The sequence below is a fragment of the Companilactobacillus bobalius genome (genome assembly GCF_009764355.1).
This window is the reverse complement of the sequence record NZ_LNUA01000033.1, coordinates 76353-100066: the sequence shown is the minus strand read 5'-3', so window position 1 is coordinate 100066 and position 23714 is coordinate 76353. Positions and strand designations below refer to the sequence as shown.

The following is a 23714-nucleotide window of genomic DNA, read 5'->3' as shown; positions in this document are numbered from 1 at the left end:
CTAATATAAATTTTTCACATCAGTAGCTTTGATCCATTCATTTGTAGCAACACGATACATCTTAGTGCCATTGATTGTTGCTGCTTGATCAGTCTTAAGACTCAATGATGAAATGGTTCTTACCACATTTTCGTCACTATCAAATATTTTTACATGAATTTTTGTATTAAGAATTTTACTGATTGGTTGGTATTCAAAAACATTTTCAGCATTGATCCATTTATTCGTAGCGACACGATAATACTTCTGATTATTGAAATAAGCGTATCTATCAAAGCGCCAATTGCTGTTAGCATTTAGACTTGCATTCGCGATAATTTTACCCTGTGAATCGACTAAGGGATAGTTGCCAGAGTAAGTTTTGATGTAGCCTGTATTATTATAATAAACATAGGTATCACTAACTTTAACCCATTGGTTAGTGGCAACACGGTAATAGGTCTGACCGTTTAAACTCATTTTTCTATCGGTTAACCAATTGGAGTCCAAAGTAAGTGTCCAGTTTGTAAAATTACCTTTGTCATCATATATTTTGGCATCTATTGTTGAAATGGTAATAGTTCCATTAAAAATTTCAGTATCGTCAGAGTTATTGCTGTCGGGTTGATCAGTGGAATTGTTATTGGAATTGCCTGTACCACTACTGTTGGAGCCATTGTTGTCAGCCGGATCTTTAGTAACTGTTATGGTAGCTGTGGACGTTAAAACTTTTCCGGTAGTATCAGTATATGAATAAGTTATTTTATAAGATCCGACCTTGGTTGTGTCAACTGAATCTACTGTAGAACCTGTACTATCTTGGATGGTATAGGTAAGAGTCTTATCAGTTAAAGCCTGACTAGCTGTTAAACTATTACCAGAATAATCGACTATAGTCTTTACATTATCTACAGGATTCCAAGTGTTACCGGTTTTCAATGTACTATCTTTGGTTGATAAAGCACTGTTATTAACTACAGGATTACTTACTGTTACGGTGATTGGTGGGTTGATGGTAGTTGAATTACCCTTATCATCCGTATAAGTATAAGTAACCTTGTAATCTCCGACATTAGTCGTATCGATTGAGGTAACGGTATTTCCGCTTGGGTCGGTGATGGTTACCTTAATTGAACCATTGTTAATGGCATCGTTGATTTCGTTGGTAGTCATATCCGAACCATCAGTTTTAGTTACGAAAGAAATATTGTCGCTAGGCTGCCAAGAGGCACCATTCTTAATTGTAGAATCTTTAGCTGTAATACTGCTTTGATCTTTAGCGTTAACGGTTAGAATAACTGGTTGAGACGAAACAATTTTTCCATTAATTGTGTAAGTATAGGTAATTGTATATTTACCAGCTTTAGTAGTATCTGGAGAGTTTACCGTATTACCATCAGAATCAGTAATAGCTGTAGTGATAGTTCCATCTTTAATAGCAATGACTATTTCATCGGTAGTCATATTTGAACCATCAAATTTAGTTACAGAGGAAATATTGTCACTAGGTTGCCAAGAGGCACCATTTTTAATTGTGGAATCTTTAGCAGTGATACTGCTTTGGTCTCTAACATTAATAGTTAATGTGGATGATGCACTAATGGTATTTTCGCCTTCATCTTTATAGTTATAAGTAATCTTATAAGTTCCAGCCTTAGTGGTATCTAGAGAATCAACTGTATTACCGCTTGAATCAGTGATAGTTGTTGTAATAGTTCCATCTTTAATGGCAGTAGTTGTTTCATTGTCAGTCATATCTGAACCGTCAGATTTAGTTACAGTAGAAATGTTGTCACTAGATTGCCAAGAAGCACCATTTTCAATTGTGGAATCTTTAGTAGTAATGGCACCTTTATCTTTATCGTTAATTGTTAGAGTGATCGGTTGAGATGAAACAGTGTAGCCGGTATCATCTTTATAAGAATAAGTAACAGTATATTTACCAGCTTTGGTAGTATCTAATGAATCAATTGTACTGCCATCAGCATCAACAATGCTTGTAGTGATGTCTTTATTCTCGATAGCAGCGGCTATTTCCTCATCGGTCATATCTGAACCATCAGATTTAGTTACAGAAGAAATATTGTCACTAGGTTGCCAAGAAGCACCATTCTTAATGGTTGAGTCTTTAGCAACGATACCACTAAAATCTTTAGCCTCAATAGTTAGAGTAATTGGTTGTGATGAAACCGTCTTTCCAGTGACATCTTTATAAGAATAGGTGACTGAATATTTACCGGTTTTAGTGGTATCTAGAGAATCAATAGTGTTGCCGTCGGAGTTAGTAATAGTTGTTGTAATACTTCCGTCCTTAATGGCAGCGGCTATCTCTTCGGCGGTCATGTTTGTACCATCAGCTAGGGTAACTGAAGAAATAGTATCGTCAGGATTCCAATTTTGTCCGTTAGATAATGTAATATTTTTACCTGAAATGCTTGAAGCAGAATTATTTTTAATTGTGGATATTATTTTGCCATCTTTATTAACAGTATAGGGATTGTCTTCATCAAGAAGAGAGTAATAAGGTGGAACATTGTCTTTAATACTTTGGATAGCGTTGGAAGTAGTAGTTAGAGTGAAATTGGATACTTCTTTACCAGTTTCATCTTGGTATGAAACAGTTGGGGCATCGCTTGTTTTGTAGTTTATGACAGCATAGTTGAGACCCGCAGAGGGAAACATATTTAGAAGGGTACTTATTGTGTCAAATTCGGTTAACTGATCTGAAGTGAATGTGGCTTGGACTGCATCGTCTATACCGTAACTGATTGAATCAATATCTTTAACGTCATTTTTAAGCAATATTTTCGTAAAAGCTTTGTTAGTAGTCTGAGAGTCAAAGACAATATCTCCATTGACCTTTTGAACAAGATGAAGAGTAAGTACATCTGAAACGTGAAGGTTTAGAGTTGTGTTCTTTTCTGTAACCGTATGATCTTTAATGGAATCTACCATATGGTACGAAGGATTTATAGTCGCAATATCTTTAGGAGTTACAGTCTGACCGACTTCACCACGCAATTTGTCGGTATAAATTGTATTACCGTTCTCGTCTGTATAGTTAACGGTAGTATAGTTGAGATCATTTTCTAATAGATAAACTGTTAACGAATTATTATCAGTTACGGTATAAGGCAAAGTAGGATCCATTTTCCAATAGGTATATTTTTTATTATCGATGTTTAAAAAATTAGAGAAATTACTAATTGAATCACCAGTTAAAATATCGGTTCCATCATTATATTTCTTTGAAGAGTCAGTAAATAGTTGTTTACCCTGGTCATCTAAATAGTTGACATTTAAAGACTGGTTAGTTGGAATATCATAAATGGCATAAATAATATATACATTTGAAGAGTCAGTATCACTTATTGCAGGCATATCATAAGTAAAAGTTATTGTGCTGCCATTAGCAGTGGGAAGATCATTGCCATTTCTATCAACCAACTTTGTAAACGCATAGCCTTTGAAGACATATTTGTCTACACTACCCAAACCGTTACTATACGCTAAAGTAACGGGGGTTCCATATGGAACATTGTAAGTTGTATTACCGGAACCCGCTCCATCGCTATTCTTGCCATAGACTTTCATAATCAGGTTGGTTTTGTTAGCGGTAACTTTTAGATTATAATCAGTAGTTCCTGCGGTAATAGTTGTGTTTTGACCAGCATCTATTTTATAGGCTTTTTTTAAATCGTCTGGTAATAAACTGGTAATATCGGTTCCAACTTTATATTTGTCAGAAAGGGAAAACTCCTGGTTTTTACTATTAATTACTTTGTTCCCATTTGAATCAGTGAGGGTAATGTTGGATTGTTGCAACTCATTACTGTTAGTAGATGTGGAATCTGAAGCATTATTAGAACTAACGTTGTCGACGGTGTTAGAAGTATCTTCAGAATTTGATCCAATGGAATTTAAATTAGCTGTAGGATCAGGGGAACTAGTGAGGGTAGAGGGAGTTGAAGAATCAGTGGAATTGGAATTATTTTTTGAATTAGAGGGACTGTTAGAACTAGCAAAATCGGTAGGATTGGAAGTACTAGAAGAACTTGTAGAGGAGTTATCCTTAGAAGTACTGGTTATTGATGGATTGTTTGCATCAGCTTTGACCTGCTGAATATTTAAATTGCCAAGTACTATTGTCGAAAAGAATGAAATACCAATAGTAGCTATTAGTGACTTATTCAATTTCATAAATATTTCCCTCCAAAATTAAAACGCTTAAGTTATTAATAATTATATTTCATATAATGTTAAAAAACACAAAAAGAATTAATTTTATATATATAAAGTATTATAAGTTACATTAATAGAACAATTAATTAAGCATATAAAAGATATTATTAATGATAATAAAAAGTATCCTTAGATTGATCCAAGGGTACTTTTTCACAACATCATTGATGTTTTTAATGTCTGGTATCAATGCAGGTGGATAGATAAACTAAAAACATCGTTATGAATTCAAGCATTTTCTATGAAGTACTGTGGAAAGTATTTTGAAAAAGAAATATCCTAAATTATTAATGATTCGTTTTTTATCAATAAAAATTTCAAAATTTTAAGCTTAAGTAAAATATTAATTCGATTGTTGAAATTATATAGTCTTTTCAAAATATCCTCCAAATGTAATATACATTAATTATGAATTAATTTGTTATCCAAAGAACTAATATTTCTTGATGGTCATATGAAAATATGGCCTTTTTATTTTTATGTCGTATAGTGATCTCTCAAAAAATTAGTCTAATAAATTGAGAAATAATGTTGCAAATTGACCATTAGATTAAAAGAATGATTAGTTTCAGGTTATGGTAATTTGATGGGATTAGTAGGCCGAAACTTCAATATGAATATTAACAAAAGATTGTTTTGTGGGCAAAATATGACTTTAAAAGTTCATTAAATTAAATGATGTTTTGATTTAAATATAAGAAAAATATTATAAAAATAATATGATATTTGTTTACAGGGATGTTTATAAATGCTAACCTAGTAATTGTTAAATAAATCACAAATATATTAGAGGTGAGAGTATGGCTATTAAAAAACAAAAAGCATTGAATGTAACACTATATACTTCGAGTGGAGTTCTATTATTAATGAACGCTAGCTCAGGAGTGGTGAGTGCAGCAGTAGAAAGCAATCATAAACAAGCTCAAGAAAGTACTATCATGCCGACGGCTGGTTTAGCCGATATTTCAGTTTTAGGTAATGCCAGCTTGGTTTCTACAACTGGAAATACCATGACACCTAATTCACAGGGAAACTATGATCTATCCTTGAAATATTCAGGGATGGGGTTAGCAAGTGTTGGAGTGGCTGATAAAAAGGTATTAGTTTATTCTTTGCCACCTGAATTACAAGGAAAGGTTGTGGGAGGAGCGACAGTTCAAATTGATGCTCAGTTATTGCCAATTGTACCTGCGGATGTTCCTGGAGTGGATCTTTTATTTGCAGCGGTAGAGGCAGCTGTTGATGTTTTTGCCGGGGCAGTTAAATTATTGGGCGTGGATGTTAGTGGTTTGCAAGATGCAATTGATGATTTAAAAGGATTAAAGGAATTAGGAAGCTATCATGATACCTTGCCAGGTATAGTTTCAGCCGATGGTAAAACTATTTCAGTCGATTTCACACAAGGATTAGGTAATTATGTTAATCAGGCATACTCATCACTTTTTAATGGTTTAGAAGATGCGGTCAATGGTATTAGTTCAAGTAATCCAGTTGTTAATACGGCCTTAACAGTGCTTAAACGTAGTACGACACCGCTCTTTGATTTAATTGATGAGATTGCCAATGGAAGTTCAACAATTTTAAGTTCTGCTTTAAATGCAAATATTCTGGGTCAAACTAGTGGTACTTTGACAACGACAGTTAGTGACCCTAATACAGCTACAACAACAGTGAGGGCATCAGTTATTAGTAATGCTGTTTTATCAGCCGATATCATTTCACTGATAGATCAAGAAGGACAACCAGTAACTTTGAATTTCCCTAACGATGCGGTTGATCCATTAGTTGATTATGAAGTGGCTTTACCAAGTCTTGATCCGGCTACTGAGGGAGAAACAACAATTAGCGGGTCGGTAGCGCTCAATGAACCGATTCCGGAGGGAACAACTTTTGCTGCAATTGCAACATTAGACGATGGGACTGAAATCAGCGGTAATGTTGATGCTAGTGGAAGTTTTGTAATTGAAACTGGAGTCTTACAAAAAGATCAGATCATTAGCGTAAAAATTAAGGCTACGAATGGTGCTTATACTAAAGATAGTGAAGCTGCATCCTTAACCGTTCAAGCAGGTCAGACAAGTGAGAATCCATTAGAAAACTATTCGGTAAGTGTTCCTACAGTATCGCTATCTTATGCAGGAGATACTTCTATAAAAGGTTCGGTAACCTTAAATCAACCAATTCCAGATGGTACAACATTTAATGCAACTGCTACTCTTAAAGATGGTACAGAAGTAAGTGGAGAGATTGATGAAAATGGTAATTTTACTTTAGATACAGGAATGTTGAACGAAGGTGATATTTTATCAGTCAAAATAGTGGCAACGAATGGAGAATACACTAAAGAAAGTTCATCAGTATCGGTAACTGTCCAAGCAACAATAGGAACTGAAAATCCGTTAGCTGATTATGACGTCGCTACACCAACGGTTGATTCAGCCTATGCAGGAGATACTTCTATAAAAGGTACAGTAGCTTTAAATCAACCAATCCCTGAGGGCACAACTTTTGAAGCTGTGGTTATTCAATCCGATGGAACTGAAGCCACAGGAATAGTAGCAGAAGATGGCAAGTTTGTAATTAATACCGGTGAATTAAAGGAGAAGGATAATTTATCTGTAAAGATTAGAGCTAAAAATGATGTCTATTCTAAGGATAGTGCTTCAACGGCAGTAACAGTTCAGCCACTTGAAATTACTAATCCGTTGGAAAACTATAATGTGTCTTCACCAGCTATTAACCCTGCTGTGGATGGTGATACATCAGTTGAAGGTTCAGTTGAACTTGAACAACCAATTCCAGAAGGTACAATTTTTGAAGCTGTTATAACGATGCCGGATGGAAGTGAGAAAAAAGCCGCAGTTGATGCAGATGGAAAATTCACGGTTGAAACAGGAGAGTTAAAAGAAGGAGATGCTATTACAGTTAAGGTGGTAGCAACTAATGGTGAGAATACGAAAGAAAGTTCTCCAGTATCAATAGTTGTTCAACCAGGGATTGAAGTGACGAATCCATTAAATGATTATGAAGTTTCGAAACCGGATGTCGATGTTCTGACTGAAGGAGATAAACAGATTAAAGGATCAGTTGATTTAGTACAACCTGTTCCGGAGAATACAACATTTGAAGCAGTAGCAATTTTAGCTGATGGAACTGAGAAAACAGGTTCTGTTGCTGCAAATGGTGATTTTACAATTGAAACCGGAATTTTGGAAAAAGATGCAATCCTATCTGTAAAGATCAGAGCTCATAATGACAATAACGTGAAAGATAGTATTTCTGTTTCAGTAGTGGTGCAGCCAGCCAAGGTAACAAATCCATTAGAAAATTATAATGTGATTTCGCCAGTAGTTAATCCTGTTACATCGGGTGATACGTCAGTTGGTGGTTCGGTTACACTGGAACGACCAATTCCAGAAGGTACAACGTTTGAAACCGTTATAACGATGCCAGATGGAAATGAGAAAAAAGCTATAGTTGATGTTGATGGTAATTTCACGGTTGAAACAGGGGAGCTAAAAGAAGGAGATGTTATTTCAGTTAAGGTTGTAGCAATTAATGGTGAGAATACAAAAGAAAGCTCACCTGTGATGATATCTGTACAACCAGAAATTACTGAGACTAATCCTTTGAGCAACTATGAAGTTTCAGTACCTTCAGTTGATACAGTTACCGAAGGAGATATGCAGGTTAAAGGATCAGTTGATCTAGTCCAGCCAATTCCGGAGGGTACGAGTTTCGAGACAGTTGTAACGTTGGTTGATGGAACTGAAAAGATGGGTACGGTTGATGAAAATGGTCAATTCACAGTTGAAACTGGTGCTTTGAAAAAGGATGAAATTCTTTCCGTTAAAGTGACAGCTAAGAACGGAGATTACTCTAAAGATAGTGCTTCTATTTCGGTAAACGTGCGGCCATCAGAAGCAACCAATCCTCTGGAAAATTACAATGTAGTTTCACCAGTAGTTAATCCAATTATATCGGGAGATACATCGGTTACTGGATCAGTAAACTTGTCACAACCAATTCCGGAAGGCACAACATTTGAAGCTATAGTTACACTTCCAGATGGTAGTGAGCTAAAAGGTCAAATTGATGAAACTGGTAACTTTGATATTAGTACTGGTGAATTGAAGGAAGGAGATACTGTTTCAGTTAAAATTGTTGCTCATAATGGCAATAATCAGAAGGACAGTAGTCCAGTATTAGTAATCGTTGGTCCAGCAATTGAAGCGGGGAATCCATTGGCAGACTATGACGTATCACAGCCCGTAGTTACTCCAGTCAAGGCGGATTCTACCTCTATCAATGGATCGGTAGAACTAGTACAACCAATTCCAGAAGGAACTTCATTCAAGGCAGTAGTGACACTAACAGATGGTAGCCAGAAGGTAGGCGTAGTTTCCGCGAATGGAAGTTTCACTGTAGAGACAGGTTCGTTAAACGAAGGTGATATTCTATCAGTTAAGATTACAGCCGAGAATGGCGAATATACAAAGGATGGAGCTTCAATTTCGGTAACTGTCGAGCCTACAAGTGAAGTAACCAATCCATTGGAAAACTATAATGTAGCTTCACCGACAGTTAATCCAATTGTATCTGGAGATACTTCTGTTAGTGGTTCAGTGGAAGTGACAAAGCCAATTCCAGAGGGAACTAGTTTTGAAGTGATAGTTACTTTACCAGATGGTACGGAAGTGAAGGGACAGATTGATGAGAATGGTAAATTTACTGTTGAAACTGGTGAATTGAAAGAAGGAGATACTGTTTCGGTTAAAGTCGTCGCTCATAACGGTAATGACCAAAAAGAAAGTAGCCCAATTTCAGTGACAGTAGGATCAAAAATCCCTGACACTAATCCATTAGCAAATTATATTGTTAATGCACCAATAGTTGATGAAGTATTAGAAGGTGCAACCACAATTAATGGTTCAGTGAATTTAACCCAACCAATTCCAGAGGGAACAACTTTTGAAGCTGTGGCAACTCTTGCTGATGGCACAGAAGTGAAAGGACGGGTTGATGAAAATGGTGATTTTAGTATTGAAACGATTGCCCTTAATACTGGGGAGATTATTTCAATTAGAATTACGGCGCAAAACGATGGCTATTTTAAGGACAGTGCATCAATCTCAGTAACCGTAGGTGAAAAAGAAGAAATCAACCCATTAGAAGACTATGAAGTAGCAACACCAGTGGTTGATAAGATTACAGATGGTGATATGAAAGTAAATGGTTCAGTTGTCTTGAATCAACCAATTCCAGAGGGAACAATATTTGAAGTAGTTGTAACTTTGTCTAATGGAATGCAAAGAAGCTTTATGTTGGCAGACGTACAACCATTTTCGAATAGCAATCCACATACGGGAAGTATTGATGAAAATGGACGATTCTCAATTGACACTGAAAAATGGAACAGCGGAGAATATGTAGACGTACAAATAATTGCGAGAAATACAAACTTTGAAAAATCTAGTCAGAAAGTTTCAGTACTCGTTGATTCTGGACTGCCATCAATCGATAACCCTCTGAATGATTATGAAGTTAGAGCACCATCCGTTGATTCGATTATTGATGGTGACACACAAGTGACAGGCTCGGTTGAATTTAATCAACCAGTTCCGGAAGGAACAGATTTTGAAGTAGTTGTCATCTTGTCTGATGGATCTGAGAGAACCGGTGCAATTGGTTCAGACGGTAAATTTACTGTAGAAACTGGTAAATTAAACAAAGATGATCAAGTAAGAGTTAAAGTGGTGGCTAAGAATGGTCAGTACTCTAAGAATAGTAATATTGTTCAAATAAACGTTGGTGCTAATGATACTGGCGGCAACACAGGTGGCGGCGACGGAAACAACAACAACGGCGGCAATACAGGTGGCGGTGACGGAAACAACAACAACGGCGGCAATACAGGTGGCGGCGACGGAAATAACAATAACGGCGGCAACACAGGTGGCGGCGACGGAAACAACAATAACGGCGGCAATACAGGTGGCGGCGACGGAAATAACAACAACGGCGGCAATACAGGTGGCGGCGACGGAAATAACAATAACGGCGGCAATACAGGTGGTGGCGACGGAAATAACAATAACGGCGGCAACACGGATGGTAATGCTGGTAACAATAGTAGTGGACAATCTGGTAATAGTGAGTTTGAAAGTTCAGTTGTATCTGGTGGTATTAATTCGAGTGGAGGATTACAAAATGAAAGTCTTTCAAATAGAAACGGTCTATCATCCAGTGGTCAAGTAATTGGTAACGGAAGTATTGTGAAATCTAACAATGCTGATGGTCAAAATGTGGCTGAAAAATCTAATAAAACTGGAATGTTACCGAAAGCTGGTGAAAAAACTGCAGGTATTATTTCAATTGGAGGTGCATTATTAGCATTGATTGTAGTTATGTTCAAAAAAGTATTTAAGAAAAGAGAGAATCAATAAAAATAGTTAATATAAAAGACACAAAGTCTAGTTGATGGCTTTGTGTTTTTTTGCGTTGTCGAGTCTATTATTTTTGAACTGGACTGATATTGTGTACAATGATATATGAGAGGGGGTAATAATATGGCAATGAAACCCCAGAAAATCGTGAAAATACTACGACAACATGGTTTTGTTAAAAAGTCGCAGAATGGATCGCACTTAAAAATGTATAATCCCGATACCAATGTGACGCTACCAGTGCCGATACATCATGATAAGGAGCTCGAACATGGAATTGAGAGCAAAATTTTGAAGCAGGCTGGTATTAAGGTTACCGATATCTAAATAAGGTTATGTAATGAACTTTTCATGGAAAGAGTCATTACATAGCCTTATTTTTGTATCGAAATTTAAATTAGTGTAACAAGTTAAAAAAGTGCTGACGAATCTAGATTTGGATGGTATTTTTTTAAACAGAGGAGGAGCCTATGAAAATTAATTATCAGCTAATCGATGATTATGCCACTGATGAAATTGGGATTCGCATGCATCCTAATAATCATGAACTGATTTCAACTATTGAAAAGAATTTAGAGACGAAACATTTAGAAGTAATTGATCCCCAAAATAGTCGACAGTCAAAATTGAGAATTGAAGATGTTCTTATCATTGAGGCCATGGATAATTTGTCCAAACTTTATACCACTGACAAAGACGTTTTTTATTTGAAAGGTAGATTGAAGGATTTAGAATATTTAACAAAATATGGAATTTTGAGAATAAGCAATTCAGTTATGATCAATTTAGATAAAATTGTTAGTTTTAAAAATGGAAAGTACGCGCGCTTAGAAGTTTACACTGACAATGGAGAGAGTTTTGTTGTCAGTCGACACTTTAGTAAAAAAATTCGGGAGTATTTAAGATGATTAAACAATATAAGAATCGCTTTATTCAAGGAACTCTACTGACAATTATTTGGATTGTTTTTCTAACTGGATTTACAAGGCAAACAATGGAGGTAACTTTTTTTTGGAACATTTTGCTTATTTCGGTTAGTTTGAGTTTGATATTTGGTGTTATTTATCCGTATATTTGGAATTACAGTACTTGGATTGCGCCAATAAGTATTATTCTGTCTTCGGTAATAAATTTTTTGACGGGTTATTTTGTTTTATATCTTTATTCAAAAATTCTTTTTCATCTAACGTTGCCATATTGGTTGGTAATTCTATGTGTAACGATACTTCTTCATGTAATATTCTTTTATTTTTATAGAAAATATCAAAATGAAAAGATGGCACGGGAATTGAATCAATTACGTCAACGTTAATGCTTTGGTTGCCAACGACATTAAAAAAAGTCTACTATTAATAGTGTATTTTTAGTGAGAGAGGCTTAATTATGAAAAGCAAACATAATATTTTGACACTGTTTGCGACCAGTTTTATGTCGTTCATGCAATTGCTTGATGCCAGTATCGTTAATGTAGCGATACCTAGTTTAACTAAAGATTTGCATGTACCAATGAATCGGGCCGAATGGATTGTGTCAGTCTATCTGATTATGATTTGTATGCTATTGTTGTTCTGGGGAAGAATGGCTGATCAAATCGGATACATTAAAATTTTTCAAACGGGGACTATTTTCTTCACGATTGGTTCATTAATATGTGCGATGAGTCCATCGTTATACATATTGTTATTTGGGCGAATTGTTCAAGGACTTGGAGCCAGTATGAGTATGGCAACTAATATTGGTATTATCGCAATGATTTTTCCAATGAGTCAGCGTGGCCGGGCCTATGGTATCAACAGTATCATTGCCCAATTAGGAAATATCTCAGGACCTGGTTTAGGCGGATTAGTACTAAGTGTTTTATCTTGGCACTGGATTTTCATTATCAATATTCCAATTGGAATTATTGTTTATATCTATGGTCGTTTTATGTTTCCTAGAGAGAATCGTAGAGTTAAAAAAGTATCTTACGATTGGATTGGTCTAATAACCTATGCCGTTGCAATAGCCACTTTCTTTGTCAGTATTTTTATGGGACAGGATATTGGTTTCGGCAATCGAGCCGTTATACTGACCTTTATGGTTAGTTTGATATTCTGGATTGGTTTCTTCTATGCTGAGAAGCATATTAAATCACCGTTGATCAATTTCAAGATTTTTAAGATATCTCGTTTAACTTTGAGCCTAGTTAGTGCCTTGATAGTCTTTTCAATTGGGTATTATGCCAACGTTATAATGCCGTTTTACTTAACCAATTTTAGATCATTAAGTACTTCATTGACTGGATTAATTATGATGGCAATACCATTTGCTAACGTAATTGCTGCACCAATTGCCGGTTATTTTACGGACAAATATAACGCCGCTAGTGTCTCGATTGTTAACTTGTTTATCTATGCTATTCCTATTGTATTTTTGATGCAGGTTTCAAAAACAGATAGCTTAATAGTCTTTACGTTCATGTTGCTATTTCTTGGAATTGGTAACGGTGGGTTTCAAAATAATCCAATGATTATGGGGTATGCACCTCAGGCTTATCAGGGAATTGCTGGTAGTTTAGCCGCCTTATTTAGAAATCTTGGTATGGGTATTGGCGTCAGTATGGCGACGACTAGCCTTTATTATGGTATGAGTTTGAAAGCTAATAAGCAGATAGCTTATTATCCAACGGCTCATCCAAATTGGTTTTTAAGTGGTATGCATTTTGCTTATTTAACAGCATTAGTATTGCTAATTATTGCAATTGTTTTAGTTTATATGATTCATCGAATTGATAAGCATAACGCCGTTACAAGAAAATACCGATAACTAAGTTAGAAATCATTATTACAAAAGAATCTCGAAAGTAACAATTCGAATAAATCAATTGCTAACTTTGTCTCACTAGCTTCCTTTCTAGTATAATGTAGTGAAAATAGAGAGTAAGAAAGGCGGTAGGGCAATGGAACCAATTTATAATTTTAAGGAAACTGAGATGAATGGTGGGATTATTAATTTCAGAGATTATCAAGGTAAGGTTCTGTTAATCGTTAATACCGCAAGCAAATGTGGCTTAGCACCGCAACTTGAATCCATTGAAAAACTTTATAATAAGTATCGAGCTCAAGGTCTTGAAGTTTTAGGTCTGCCTTCTAATCAATTCCATCAAGAACTTGATAGTGATGAAGAGACAAGCGATTTTTGTCAGATGCATTACGGAGTGACTTTCCCTATGACTCGCAAAGTAATTGTGAATGGCCTGGATGAAGATCCACTATTCACTTATTTAAAAGATCAATCAGGGAAGGGTCGAATTAAGTGGAACTTTACTAAGTTCTTGATTGATAAAGAGGGCAACCTGTTGAAACGTTTTGCACCAATTACAAAACCTGAAAAAATGGAAAACTTGATTATAGATGCTCTAAAAAAATAGATCTCACAACTGTGAGGTCTATTTCTTTTCCTTTGTGAAATCCAACATGTATTCAACTGCTTCATCTAAGGATTTTAGGTGATGTTTTTGACGAATTTCTTCTAACTTTTTTTGTGATTGTTCACTTAATTTTGAAACAGAAAGCTTCTTCTCTGGTTTACTCATTGTCTAATTACCTTTCTAATGGAAGTGCTTTAACTAATAATTCTAATATAGAGGCATGTTTTAAGGCAAATAAGTTGTTTTATTTACAAATTAAATAAATTGTGTTAAAAAACTTGTAGTGGTAGGCTTGCTTCAACGTAGTTCTATAAATAGATGGGATATATTTATATTGCAATTTCGTTTATCAAACGTTAATTAAGTGAAATGGTGGTGAGAATATGTTTTTAGCGATAAAGGAAATTCTTCACAATAAAACAAGATATTTCTTAGTTGTTTTCACAGTCTTTCTGATCAGTTATATGGTTTTTTTCCTAACTAGTTTAGCTGTAGGTTTGGCAAGGGGAAATAGAACGGCAGTAGATCAATGGAATGCTGAATCAGTAGTCGTTTCCAGCTATTCTAATAAGAGTTTGACAGTATCAAATATTCCTGAAGGATCTTATAAGGAATATGAGAGTAAGGATGTGGTACCACTTGGTCAGATGACTGTTGTTACAAAGCTCAAAAATTCAGACAAAAAGATCAATACCAATATTTTCGGTGTAAACTGGAATAGTTTTATTAGCCCTAAGTTGATAGCTGGTCGGATGCCGAAGAATGGTAAAGAAGTCATTGCTGATTCGAAACTAGGTAATGACAATATTAAGCTCAATTCAGAGGTAAAGATCAATGGTAGTAAGGATCTCTACAAAGTTGTTGGGTTGACTGAGGATAACAGTTTCTTCACAGTACCGATTATCTTTACCAATATGAATACCTTTAGGACTTTGAAATATGGATCAGATCAAGCAAAGAATATCAGTGCTTTGGTTGTCCGTGATAAGACTAAAATCAAAAAATCTGGATTGTCACAAATTACGATTCCTGATTTGATCAATCATATTCCAGGGTATACGGCCCAAATCATGGTCTTTGCCTTTATGATAGGAGCAATGATTATCATTACTTTCTTGATCATTGGAATTTTCATGTACATCATAACGATTCAAAAGATCAGTCTTTACGGTGTCATGAGAGCTCAAGGAATCAGAACAGCCAGAATCATAGCGGCGTTATTCTATCAGATTTTGATTTTAACGGCACTTGGGGCTGGCTTAGCTCTAGTGGCAATTGCGGCAACTCAATTGGGATTACCGAAGACAGTACCATTCTACAGTAATTGGCCGGCATATGGCTTATTGACCTTGGCAATTATGATCATGGCGCTATTGGGTGGAACCTTATCAATGCGCAAAGTTCTAAAAGTCGATCCATTATCAGCTATCGAAGGGGGTTAAACTTATGCATTTAATTGAAGTTAAAGATGTAGTTAAACAATACGGTTCAGGTCGAACTTTAGTCGAAGCATTACATAAAACTAATTTTACCCTCGATGAAGGTGAGTTCAACGCTATTATTGGACCATCTGGTTCAGGTAAAACGACGTTATTGACCATTTTAGGACTATTACAAACACCAACCTCTGGTGAAATCTATGTCGGTGGAAAAGATGTTACTAAGTTAAGTGCCAAGAAAAAAACAGATTTACGGTTTAATAAATTTGGCTTCATCTTACAGGCATCCAACTTGATTCCGTTTTTGACAGTTAAAGAACAATTCAAATTAGTTGATAAGTTTACTCCGGATAATAAGGAAAAAATGAATCAAGCCGATCTATTGAAGATGTTGGACCTGACTGATGTAGCGACCAATTATCCTAGTAACTTATCTGGTGGTGAACGCCAACGTGCCGCAATTGCCAGAGCTTTATATAATAATCCTGACGTGATTTTAGCGGATGAACCAACAGCTAGTTTGGATTCAGAAAGAGCCAACCAAGTGGTAAGCTTATTAGCCAAAATTGCTCATGAATATCATCGTGGTGTGATTATGATTACCCATGATACACGTTTGTTAACACCGACGGATCGGGTATTTGTTATGCGAGACGGTACCTTAACAGAACAGAAAAAAGAATAAAAAAATCCTCAACCGATTTGGTTGAGGATTTTTTACTCGTCACACAGGGAACGTTCAATTAAATTGTGATTAACATGAGTATCACCCCAAGTACAGATGGCATCCAAGATAGGAATCAAAGATTTTCCATTTTCACTTAGTCGATATTCAACATGTGGTTCAGCAGTTTCAAAGTCGTGTCTGATAATAAGCCCGTCAGCTTCTAATTCACGTAGTTGATTGGCCAATGTTTTATGTGAAACATTTTGAATATGTCGTTGTAATTCACCAAAGCGACCCTGACCAGTTTCGGCTAATTCATAGAGAATGATGATTTTCCATTTTCCTTGAATCATTTGCATGGTGGCATCAAACTCGTTTAAATATTTTGCCATAAGTTTTCCTCTTAGTTTTCCACAGCTAGTAACCTGAAAGTGCGTACTTGTTGTTCATAATACCTGCCATTATACTTTAAAGCGTTGAAAAAATCTTTTTAAGTATTGAGGATATAAATATGAAAAAATTAGTTGTAATAACAGGTGCAAGTTCAGGTTTTGGTGCTGAAATTGCTAAAATTTTTAATGCTGATGGATTTCCATTGCTACTGTTAGGACGTAGGATGGAAAAACTTCAAGAGGTAGCTACAGGTATGGAAAATGTCATGCTTGATTCGGTTGATGTTACTGATTATAAGCAATTTGAAAAGGCTATTCGCAAGGCTGAAACTAAATATGGTAAAACTGACCTTTTGGTTAATAATGCCGGTGTTATGCTGTTAGGAAATGTTCAGAATCAAAATCCACAAGAATGGCAAACGATGTTGGATACCAATGTTATGGGTGTTTTGAACGGTACGCAAATTGTTTTAAATGATATGTGTGAACGTGAACACGGGACAATTTTAAATATGTCATCAATTGCTGGTAAGAAAACATTTGTTAATCATGCTGCTTATGTGGCTTCTAAGTTTGGTGTTCATGGATTGTCTGAAACTGTTCGTGAAGAAAATTCTGCTAAAAATGTTCGTATCATGATGGTGGCTCCGGGTGCTGCCGAAACAGAATTGTTAACGCATGTGACAAGTAAATCAGCATTGAGGGATTATGCTGCTTGGGAAGAAACTATGGGCGGCGTAGTGCTTGATCCTAAGCGCGTTGCTGAAACGGTCAAGTTTATGTATGATATGCCTCAAGAAGTTAATATTCGTGAAGTCGATATTGCGGCCACACGTCAAGATTCATAGAGTAAAAAAAGTCTCGATTGTAATAGTCGAGGCTTTTTACTACACTAATTTAATGGCACGAATATTGACGATGACAATAGAAGTTTCATCGAAAGTTACTCGTCCTTTTTGTGGTTCAATCTTTTTAAGATATCCTTTGAGATGTTCGTAATAACCGGACTTGTCGTTGAAGTAATTCACATCCACTTTTAAAGGGTGTGTTTCTAAATAGTTTAATTGTTGTGTAATGCATTTTTCCTCAGCCGCTGTGGAATACTTTTTTCGAGTATAATCTTTAGTTTTATCTTTAATGAGACTACTGAAACCTTCTAAGGCTCCAAAAGGGGCGAATTGCGCAGCACGATCGATTTGTTCCATTGGTAAATGACGTTTAGAAGAAGTGTAGGGTAAGTCCATAATGTCTTGATATGCAGAGGTGTCATTAAATATTTGTTGTTCAATTAATTTCTTTTCGTCCATTATGCGTGATGACCACCAATCTGATTGTTTCTTTCAATCGTAGTTGAACCTTCTACTAAATCGGAAGCTTTCAAGACAATGTTGCGACTGCCAAATTTCCTTTGTAAATCGAGAATAGTTTCCTGAATTTTACGATCACGATTACGTTCAATTTGAGAATGTTGATCCTGGATAATTTCCTGTGATGTATTGGAAAATAAATCAGTCTGTTTAAAAGTTATTTGTTGCTGGGCTAATTTTTCGTCAGTTAAATTATTGGCGGTGAGGGTGACACGTCGAATTAACAATTTACTGTTGATATTGTCTTCATAAAGTTTTTTGAAAGTCTGTCGTAGCTCGTTAGATGAAGAGGTGAAGGCAGACATTTTAACGTGATTGTGATCCGGTTTAGGAGTTTTGCGACCATAGTAATCATCAACTAATTCGCCATTAAAGCTGTTGTCGATCTGCAAACTTTTAATATCGTAGTCAACGATTAGACCAATACAATTAGTTACTAACTTCTTTTGAACCAAATCGAGAGCTAGATTATCGCTCATGCCACGAACAATTTTTAAGCCATCATCATAAGAGGTTGGTTTCATTAGAACTTGACTGGAATAGAGTCCGTGATTGTCAGACCGATAGTTTTTAATATCGGCAAGTGTAGCCGTTTCATGCCCCCAAGCATGATCAATCAATAGTTCAGCGTTCTTTCCAAATTCATGATAGAGAATTTCTTCATTCATATCGTCGGACAAGCTTCCTAAAGAGCAGCAGGCAATATCTCCCATTGTGTTCAAGCCTAGTTTCTCTAGACGCTTAGAGTAGCCACGACCAATACGCCAAAAATCAGTTAGAGGTTGATGAGCCCAAAGTAATTGACGATATTGATGTTCATTCATTTGTGCAATCCGGACGCCATCTTGATCAGCAGGGATGTGTTTAGCAACGATATCCATCGCTACTTTAGCTAAATAGAGATTAGTTCCGATGCCGGCTGTAGCCGTGATACCAGTTTCAGCTTGAATCTGCTGGATAATAGTTTTGGCTAAAGTGTGAGCGGTAATATTATGTTTTTCTAAATAATCAGTAACGTCCATTAGAACTTCATCGATTGAGTAGACGTGAATATTTTTGGCCTCGATAAAACGTAAATAAATACCGTAAATTTCAGCACTTTTATACATGTAAAAGTTCATTCTCGGTTTAACTACTTTATAGCCAATTTTGAGGGTTGGTGATTTCAATAAGTGTTGGCGGTCGATGGAAGAATATCTGGTTAAACGGTGATGGGGAGCACTATTCATCTTTTCCCGGTTTAGCTTGTAGACGATTCTTTCAACTTGAAATAGTCTAGGACGTCCTGGTACACCAAACTTCTTGAGTGCTGGAGAGACTGCTAAGCAGATAGTTTTGTCAGTTCGTGAGTTGTCAGCAACGACTAGATTATCATTTAAAGGATTTAAATCATGTGCGATGCATTCGACCGAAGCATAGAAAGATTTCAAATCGATTGCCATATAAGTTCTTTCTTTAGTCATTGCTAAACTCCTTTTTAAAAATGTACAAACATACGTTCTTTTTAAAATTATACCATTACAATTTGTACGTTTAAATGATTAAGTCTATAATTGAAAGATAGATAATTATTTTCAGTAAATATCATATTTATACGCTGTAGAAATAAGACATTGCACTCTGTGTGGGTCTTATTTTTTATGGAATTTGTAGGGGAAAGAAGTAAGGATATGAGTAGGAATAGAAAAATTCTGGTTACGTTCGCATTAGTTTTGTCGAACATGATGGCTGGACTCGACGCAACTATTATTAATACCGCCTTGCCAGCAATTATTAGTGATTTGCATGGTATTCAATATATGGGCTGGATCGTTGCTATTTTCCTTTTGGGGATGGCCGTTTCGACACCGTTATGGAGTAAATTTGGTGAGAAACGTGGAAACAAAGTTGCTTACATCACAGCAACGATTGTCTTCATGATCGGAGCGCTATTCCAAGGATTAGCTCCTAATATTATTTGGTTCATTACCGCTAGAAGTATTATGGGAATTGGTGCCGGAGGGATGAACACGATTCCTTTCATTATCTATTCACAAATTTTTAAGAATATTAAACGTCGTTCGCAAGTTATCGGAATTGCCTCGGCTGGTTTCAGTGGAACATCAATTATTGGTCCTTTAATTGGTGGTTGGATCGTTGATACCTTCAGCTGGCATTGGGTGTTCTATATTAACTTACCTTTGGCATTGCTTTCTATCATCATTATCGCTTTCTTCTTTAAAATCAAAGAGAAGCTCAATCATGCTAAAGTTGATTATCATGGGGCCATCTTGATGGTTTTAGGATTATCTTCAATCTTAGTAGGTATTCAATTGTTAGGTGTTTCCTCAATCTTTGTCACACTAGGGTTTATCATCGTGGGACTACTATTGATATTGTGGATGTCACGAGTTGAGAATCGGGTTGACGATCCTATCGTACCTAATCGCTTGTTTAAAAATGAGAAACTAGTAATCGATTTGATTTTGTTTGCTTTATTGTGGGGATCGTTCGTAGCCTTCAATATCTATATTCCAATGTGGGCACAAGGAATTATGGGCTTGAGCGCTCTAATAGGTGGTATGACGCAGATTCCCGGAGCAATCGCTAACTTCATTGGTTCCGAGTTAGAACCTCTGATTCAGCGAAAAATTAGTCGTTATTCGATCATAGGTATCGGGGCAATTGCTTTCTTGATCTCGTTTGCTGGATTGTATTTTGCAAAACAAACTGCCAGTTATACTTTTCTATTGATCATGGGCGTTTTTGAAGGATTTGGTGTAGGTATTTGTTTCAATGCTTTATTGATTGCTGTTCAATTTGATGTTGAACCACGAGATGTACCAATCTCAACGTCATTTGCCTATTTAGTTAGAATCTTGAGCCAAACTTTCATGTCTTCAATCTATGGAGTTATTTTGAATATTGCTTTGATGCGTGGAGTTAGAGAAAGTCACGGTAGTATTACAATGGCAATGATGAACAAGTTGAGTAATGCTGCTGATGCCAAATACTTACCACAACATTTGATTCCTGAAATGAGACAAATCTTTTTTCAAGGAATTCACAGTATTATGCTAACAGCACTCATTTTGATTATCTTAGTTATCATTATTCTGTTGTATCTCTTCAGACGTGAACATTTGAATCGCAAGGCTTCATAAAATATGAAGTCTTTTTTTGTTATAATCACAGTAATCGCTTACAAATAAGAGGAGATAAAATGACAAATATAGAACGTATGCAACGAGGGAAAGTTTATAATCCAGATGAACCAGAGTTAATGCAGCAACAAATTATTGCTCAAGAAAAAAATGATGCTTACAATGCTTTAAAGAGAAGTGATTTCAAAGGTCGTACGCAGTTGTTAAAAGAGATGTTTGCGGAAATGGGGACAGATTGTATGATTGAAATTCCATTTTACGCTAATTGGGGTGGGCAACATGTTCACTTTGGCAATGGCGTTTATGCTAATTTCAATTTGACGTTAGTTGATGATGGGGATATTTTTGTGGGAGATAATACAATGTTTGGTCCTAATGCGACAATTGCAACGGCAGGGCATCCAGTTTATCCACCTTTACGATCAGAGAAGCATTATCAATTTAATAAATCTGTCTATATTGGTAAGAATGCTTGGTTAGGTGCAAATGTGACGGTCCTACCTGGTGTGACGATTGGTGATAATACCGTAGTTGGTGCAGGTAGTGTGGTCACGAAAGATTTGCCGGCCAATGTTGTAGCAGTGGGGACACCATGCAAAGTATTGAGGCCGATTGGGCAGCATGATCACGATTATTTTTATAAGAATGAAAAACTCGATATCTGGAGTTAAAGATATTTTTGTAATCTTTATAATTTTGTCATTGAAAAGATAGTGGTTATTAATTGTAGAATTTATTAAAGCTAACTAGAATTAAATTTGATTATTAGATATATTGTAATTATAAGCAGGAGGCAAATTTTGACCGTACATACTTTGTCAAAAGAAAAGATTGTTGCAGCGGCGGTTCAAATTATAAATAATCAAGAATCCTTAACTTTTACTAGGTTAAGTAAGCTGTTGGGAACACGTTCGCAGGCTATCTATAATTATTTTCCCGATGTAATGGCGATTAAGACCGCTGTAGCGATTGATTTTTATAATCAATTGTCACAAAGATTAGAAGTAGATCTTTTAGGATTGTCTGGCAAACAAGCAATAAAGACCTTTGCAAATGTCAGTGTTCAATTTTCTTTGAGTCATTTTTTAGTAGTTCAAAAAGTTTTAAGTATTCCTGCAAATGAGGATTATGATAAAACTTCAAATAATGGTCTACCTGCAGTTCTTAAAATATTAAATAAATTATTGGATTCTCTCATTGAGGACCAAAAATTACAACTAATAATTTCTAGAATGTTACGTAATTTAATTATTGGAGAAATTATTCACATAGGAAATGATCGATTTAATGATAAGCTTGTAGCGGCGCGTGATAGCTTTGATAAAATGTTGAACATAACGTTACTTTCACTTTAAAAGCACAGTAAATTATGCATGTAGTCTTACATATACAATGTATTTTTAGTGCTGTGCATTTTTTGATATTTTAATTATGTTAGAAAAAAATATCGTTGTGGAGGGAGTGCAAATGCGCAGCAAATTAAATTATGATATGTTACATCCAACGTATAAAGCTTTATACGACATAGTTGGAGAAGATAACTTATTGAAGATATATGAGCTATTTAGGGGGACGCAGTTACAATTGCCTATGAAAATGTACGATCGGGTCGCTTTAAAAGAAGCCATTCGTACAGGTAAGTTAGATGATATGACGAACCAAGAAATATCTTTAGAATTCGGTTATTCACCACGTTGGATCAAAGGTATTAGAGAAAAAAGAGCATAAAAAAATTCCACTAATTCAAAATAAATTAGTGGAATTTTTTATTGATTATAAATATTTTCTAATCCTTCGATGTCTCCTTTGGATAAGGTTGTGACACCTTGATCAATAGGGTACATGACTGAATTAGTATCTGAACTGTGGGCTAAACCTAGAGCATGTCCTAGTTCATGCAGAGCGACTGACTCTTTAATAGATAGATTGGGGTAATCTAGATTTAAACCGGCTTGACCAGTATTAATTGCATAGTGATTGATTACTAATGCTGATGGACCACCATTTCCTAATTCAACAGTATTAGAAGCAATATTTTCTATTTTCTTATGGTAAACAAAAAAGGTAATACTGTTTTTGTTAGTTTCAGCACTTCCTGGAATTAGTTGAACAATACCGGTGTCGTTATATGCGTTGACGGCGGTAGTGAAGACATCACGGACTGATTGAGGAACGTTCTTCTTGAAATGAAAGTAATATGTATCAGAAGTTGTCACATTTTTTAAAGGACTTTCCATAGGAGTAGTGGTTTTACCAACTTGTTTATTATCAGTAGTTTTAGTTTTTCCGCTTAATTTGCGGTTGACAGATGCTTGTAATGAATATAGGTAGGGTTGAAGCTTAATGTTAGTTTCACGTACTTGTTCTTTAACTTGTGTCATCAGTTTAGGATTCTTAGTAATTACTAATACGACTGAGGCTAAGATCAATAGCCATATCCATGATTTTCTTTTCATATTGAGTAAGTACTCCTTTAGAATCATTGAAATATCTCAATTATGATAAATGTTTCATGACTAAAAGTCCAATATTGGCTCTTCTAACCCGTCTTCCGTAAAAGTTGAAAATGCTGGTGGAACGCTGTGGGCACGGCTTGAAGCTAATTATTTCACACTCCGTGCAAAATAATG

General features: G+C 35.8%; 19 protein-coding genes. 13 read left to right on the top strand and 6 right to left on the bottom strand.

Translation table 11 applies throughout. From position 1 onward, the window contains the following. Entirely contained in the window at positions 1-4179 is a 4179-nt protein-coding gene (locus ATN92_RS11865) for a beta strand repeat-containing protein (protein ID WP_056953416.1), read from the bottom strand. Between the two features lie 842 nt (positions 4180-5021). On the opposite strand from ATN92_RS11865, the gene ATN92_RS11860 reads away from it, so the two are divergent. The 6 genes from ATN92_RS11860 to ATN92_RS11835 all read left to right on the top strand — a co-directional run bounded on the left by ATN92_RS11860 (position 5022) and on the right by ATN92_RS11835 (position 14076). Continuing rightward, on the top strand, positions 5022-10667 hold the full coding sequence (locus tag ATN92_RS11860) for an adhesive domain-containing protein (protein ID WP_056953418.1): 5646 nt from the start codon (positions 5022-5024) through the stop codon (positions 10665-10667). 123 nt (positions 10668-10790) lie between these two features. Beyond that, complete coding sequence (locus ATN92_RS11855; protein WP_025086359.1) at positions 10791-10994, top strand: type II toxin-antitoxin system HicA family toxin; 204 nt, start codon at positions 10791-10793, stop codon at positions 10992-10994. 143 nt (positions 10995-11137) lie between these two features. Continuing rightward, positions 11138-11575, top strand: a complete 438-nt coding sequence (locus ATN92_RS11850; protein ID WP_056953420.1) for a LytTR family DNA-binding domain-containing protein — start codon at positions 11138-11140, stop codon at positions 11573-11575. Beyond that, complete coding sequence (locus ATN92_RS11845) at positions 11572-11979, top strand: hypothetical protein (RefSeq protein WP_056953422.1); 408 nt, start codon at positions 11572-11574, stop codon at positions 11977-11979. The genes ATN92_RS11850 and ATN92_RS11845 overlap by 4 nt, the downstream gene beginning before the upstream one ends. A gap of 71 nt (positions 11980-12050) precedes the next feature. After that, complete coding sequence (locus ATN92_RS11840) at positions 12051-13472, top strand: MFS transporter (RefSeq protein ID WP_056953424.1); 1422 nt, start codon at positions 12051-12053, stop codon at positions 13470-13472. A gap of 133 nt (positions 13473-13605) precedes the next feature. After that, on the top strand, positions 13606-14076 hold the full coding sequence (locus ATN92_RS11835) for a glutathione peroxidase (RefSeq protein ID WP_056953426.1): 471 nt from the start codon (positions 13606-13608) through the stop codon (positions 14074-14076). A gap of 18 nt (positions 14077-14094) precedes the next feature. Here the strand turns inward: ATN92_RS11835 and ATN92_RS11830 are convergent, their stop codons facing one another. Then, positions 14095-14241 carry a hypothetical protein gene (locus tag ATN92_RS11830; RefSeq protein WP_156638764.1) on the bottom strand — a complete coding sequence of 49 codons (147 nt, stop codon included), beginning with the start codon at positions 14239-14241 and terminating at the stop codon, positions 14095-14097. Between the two features lie 218 nt (positions 14242-14459). Between ATN92_RS11830 and ATN92_RS11825 the strand changes: the two genes are divergently transcribed. Beyond that, the gene (locus tag ATN92_RS11825) at positions 14460-15518 is read left to right on the top strand and encodes an FtsX-like permease family protein (protein WP_056953428.1); all 1059 of its coding nucleotides are present in this window, start codon (positions 14460-14462) and stop codon (positions 15516-15518) included. A 4-nt stretch (positions 15519-15522) separates the two neighbouring features. Beyond that, positions 15523-16200 (top strand): ABC transporter ATP-binding protein, encoded by a 678-nt coding sequence (locus tag ATN92_RS11820; protein WP_056953430.1) that lies wholly within the window; start codon positions 15523-15525, stop codon positions 16198-16200. Between the two features lie 32 nt (positions 16201-16232). On the opposite strand, the gene ATN92_RS11815 is transcribed toward ATN92_RS11820, so the two are convergent. Beyond that, a complete protein-coding gene (locus tag ATN92_RS11815) occupies positions 16233-16574 on the bottom strand; it encodes a winged helix-turn-helix transcriptional regulator (protein ID WP_056953432.1) in 342 nt (113 codons plus the stop codon). A gap of 119 nt (positions 16575-16693) precedes the next feature. Between ATN92_RS11815 and ATN92_RS11810 the strand changes: the two genes are divergently transcribed. Beyond that, a complete protein-coding gene (locus ATN92_RS11810) occupies positions 16694-17422 on the top strand; it encodes an SDR family oxidoreductase (protein ID WP_056953433.1) in 729 nt (242 codons plus the stop codon). 39 nt (positions 17423-17461) lie between these two features. Here the strand turns inward: ATN92_RS11810 and ATN92_RS11805 are convergent, their stop codons facing one another. Next, positions 17462-17881 carry a hypothetical protein gene (locus ATN92_RS11805; RefSeq protein WP_056953435.1) on the bottom strand — a complete coding sequence of 140 codons (420 nt, stop codon included), beginning with the start codon at positions 17879-17881 and terminating at the stop codon, positions 17462-17464. Then, on the bottom strand, positions 17881-19404 hold the full coding sequence (locus tag ATN92_RS11800; RefSeq protein WP_056953437.1) for a Y-family DNA polymerase: 1524 nt from the start codon (positions 19402-19404) through the stop codon (positions 17881-17883). Before ATN92_RS11800 ends, ATN92_RS11805 begins: the two co-directional genes overlap by 1 nt. A gap of 207 nt (positions 19405-19611) precedes the next feature. On the opposite strand from ATN92_RS11800, the gene ATN92_RS11795 reads away from it, so the two are divergent. From ATN92_RS11795 to ATN92_RS11780, 4 genes are all read left to right on the top strand, one after another. After that, positions 19612-21084 (top strand): MFS transporter, encoded by a 1473-nt coding sequence (locus ATN92_RS11795; protein ID WP_056953439.1) that lies wholly within the window; start codon positions 19612-19614, stop codon positions 21082-21084. Between the two features lie 59 nt (positions 21085-21143). Next, the gene (locus ATN92_RS11790; RefSeq protein ID WP_056953442.1) at positions 21144-21755 is read left to right on the top strand and encodes a sugar O-acetyltransferase; all 612 of its coding nucleotides are present in this window, start codon (positions 21144-21146) and stop codon (positions 21753-21755) included. A gap of 129 nt (positions 21756-21884) precedes the next feature. Beyond that, positions 21885-22439, top strand: a complete 555-nt coding sequence (locus ATN92_RS11785) for a TetR/AcrR family transcriptional regulator (protein ID WP_056953444.1) — start codon at positions 21885-21887, stop codon at positions 22437-22439. 112 nt (positions 22440-22551) lie between these two features. Next, the gene (locus tag ATN92_RS11780) at positions 22552-22812 is read left to right on the top strand and encodes a hypothetical protein (protein WP_056953446.1); all 261 of its coding nucleotides are present in this window, start codon (positions 22552-22554) and stop codon (positions 22810-22812) included. Between the two features lie 38 nt (positions 22813-22850). Here the strand turns inward: ATN92_RS11780 and ATN92_RS11775 are convergent, their stop codons facing one another. Beyond that, entirely contained in the window at positions 22851-23540 is a 690-nt protein-coding gene (locus ATN92_RS11775; protein WP_056953448.1) for a M57 family metalloprotease, read from the bottom strand. Positions 23541-23714 lie beyond the last annotated feature (174 nt).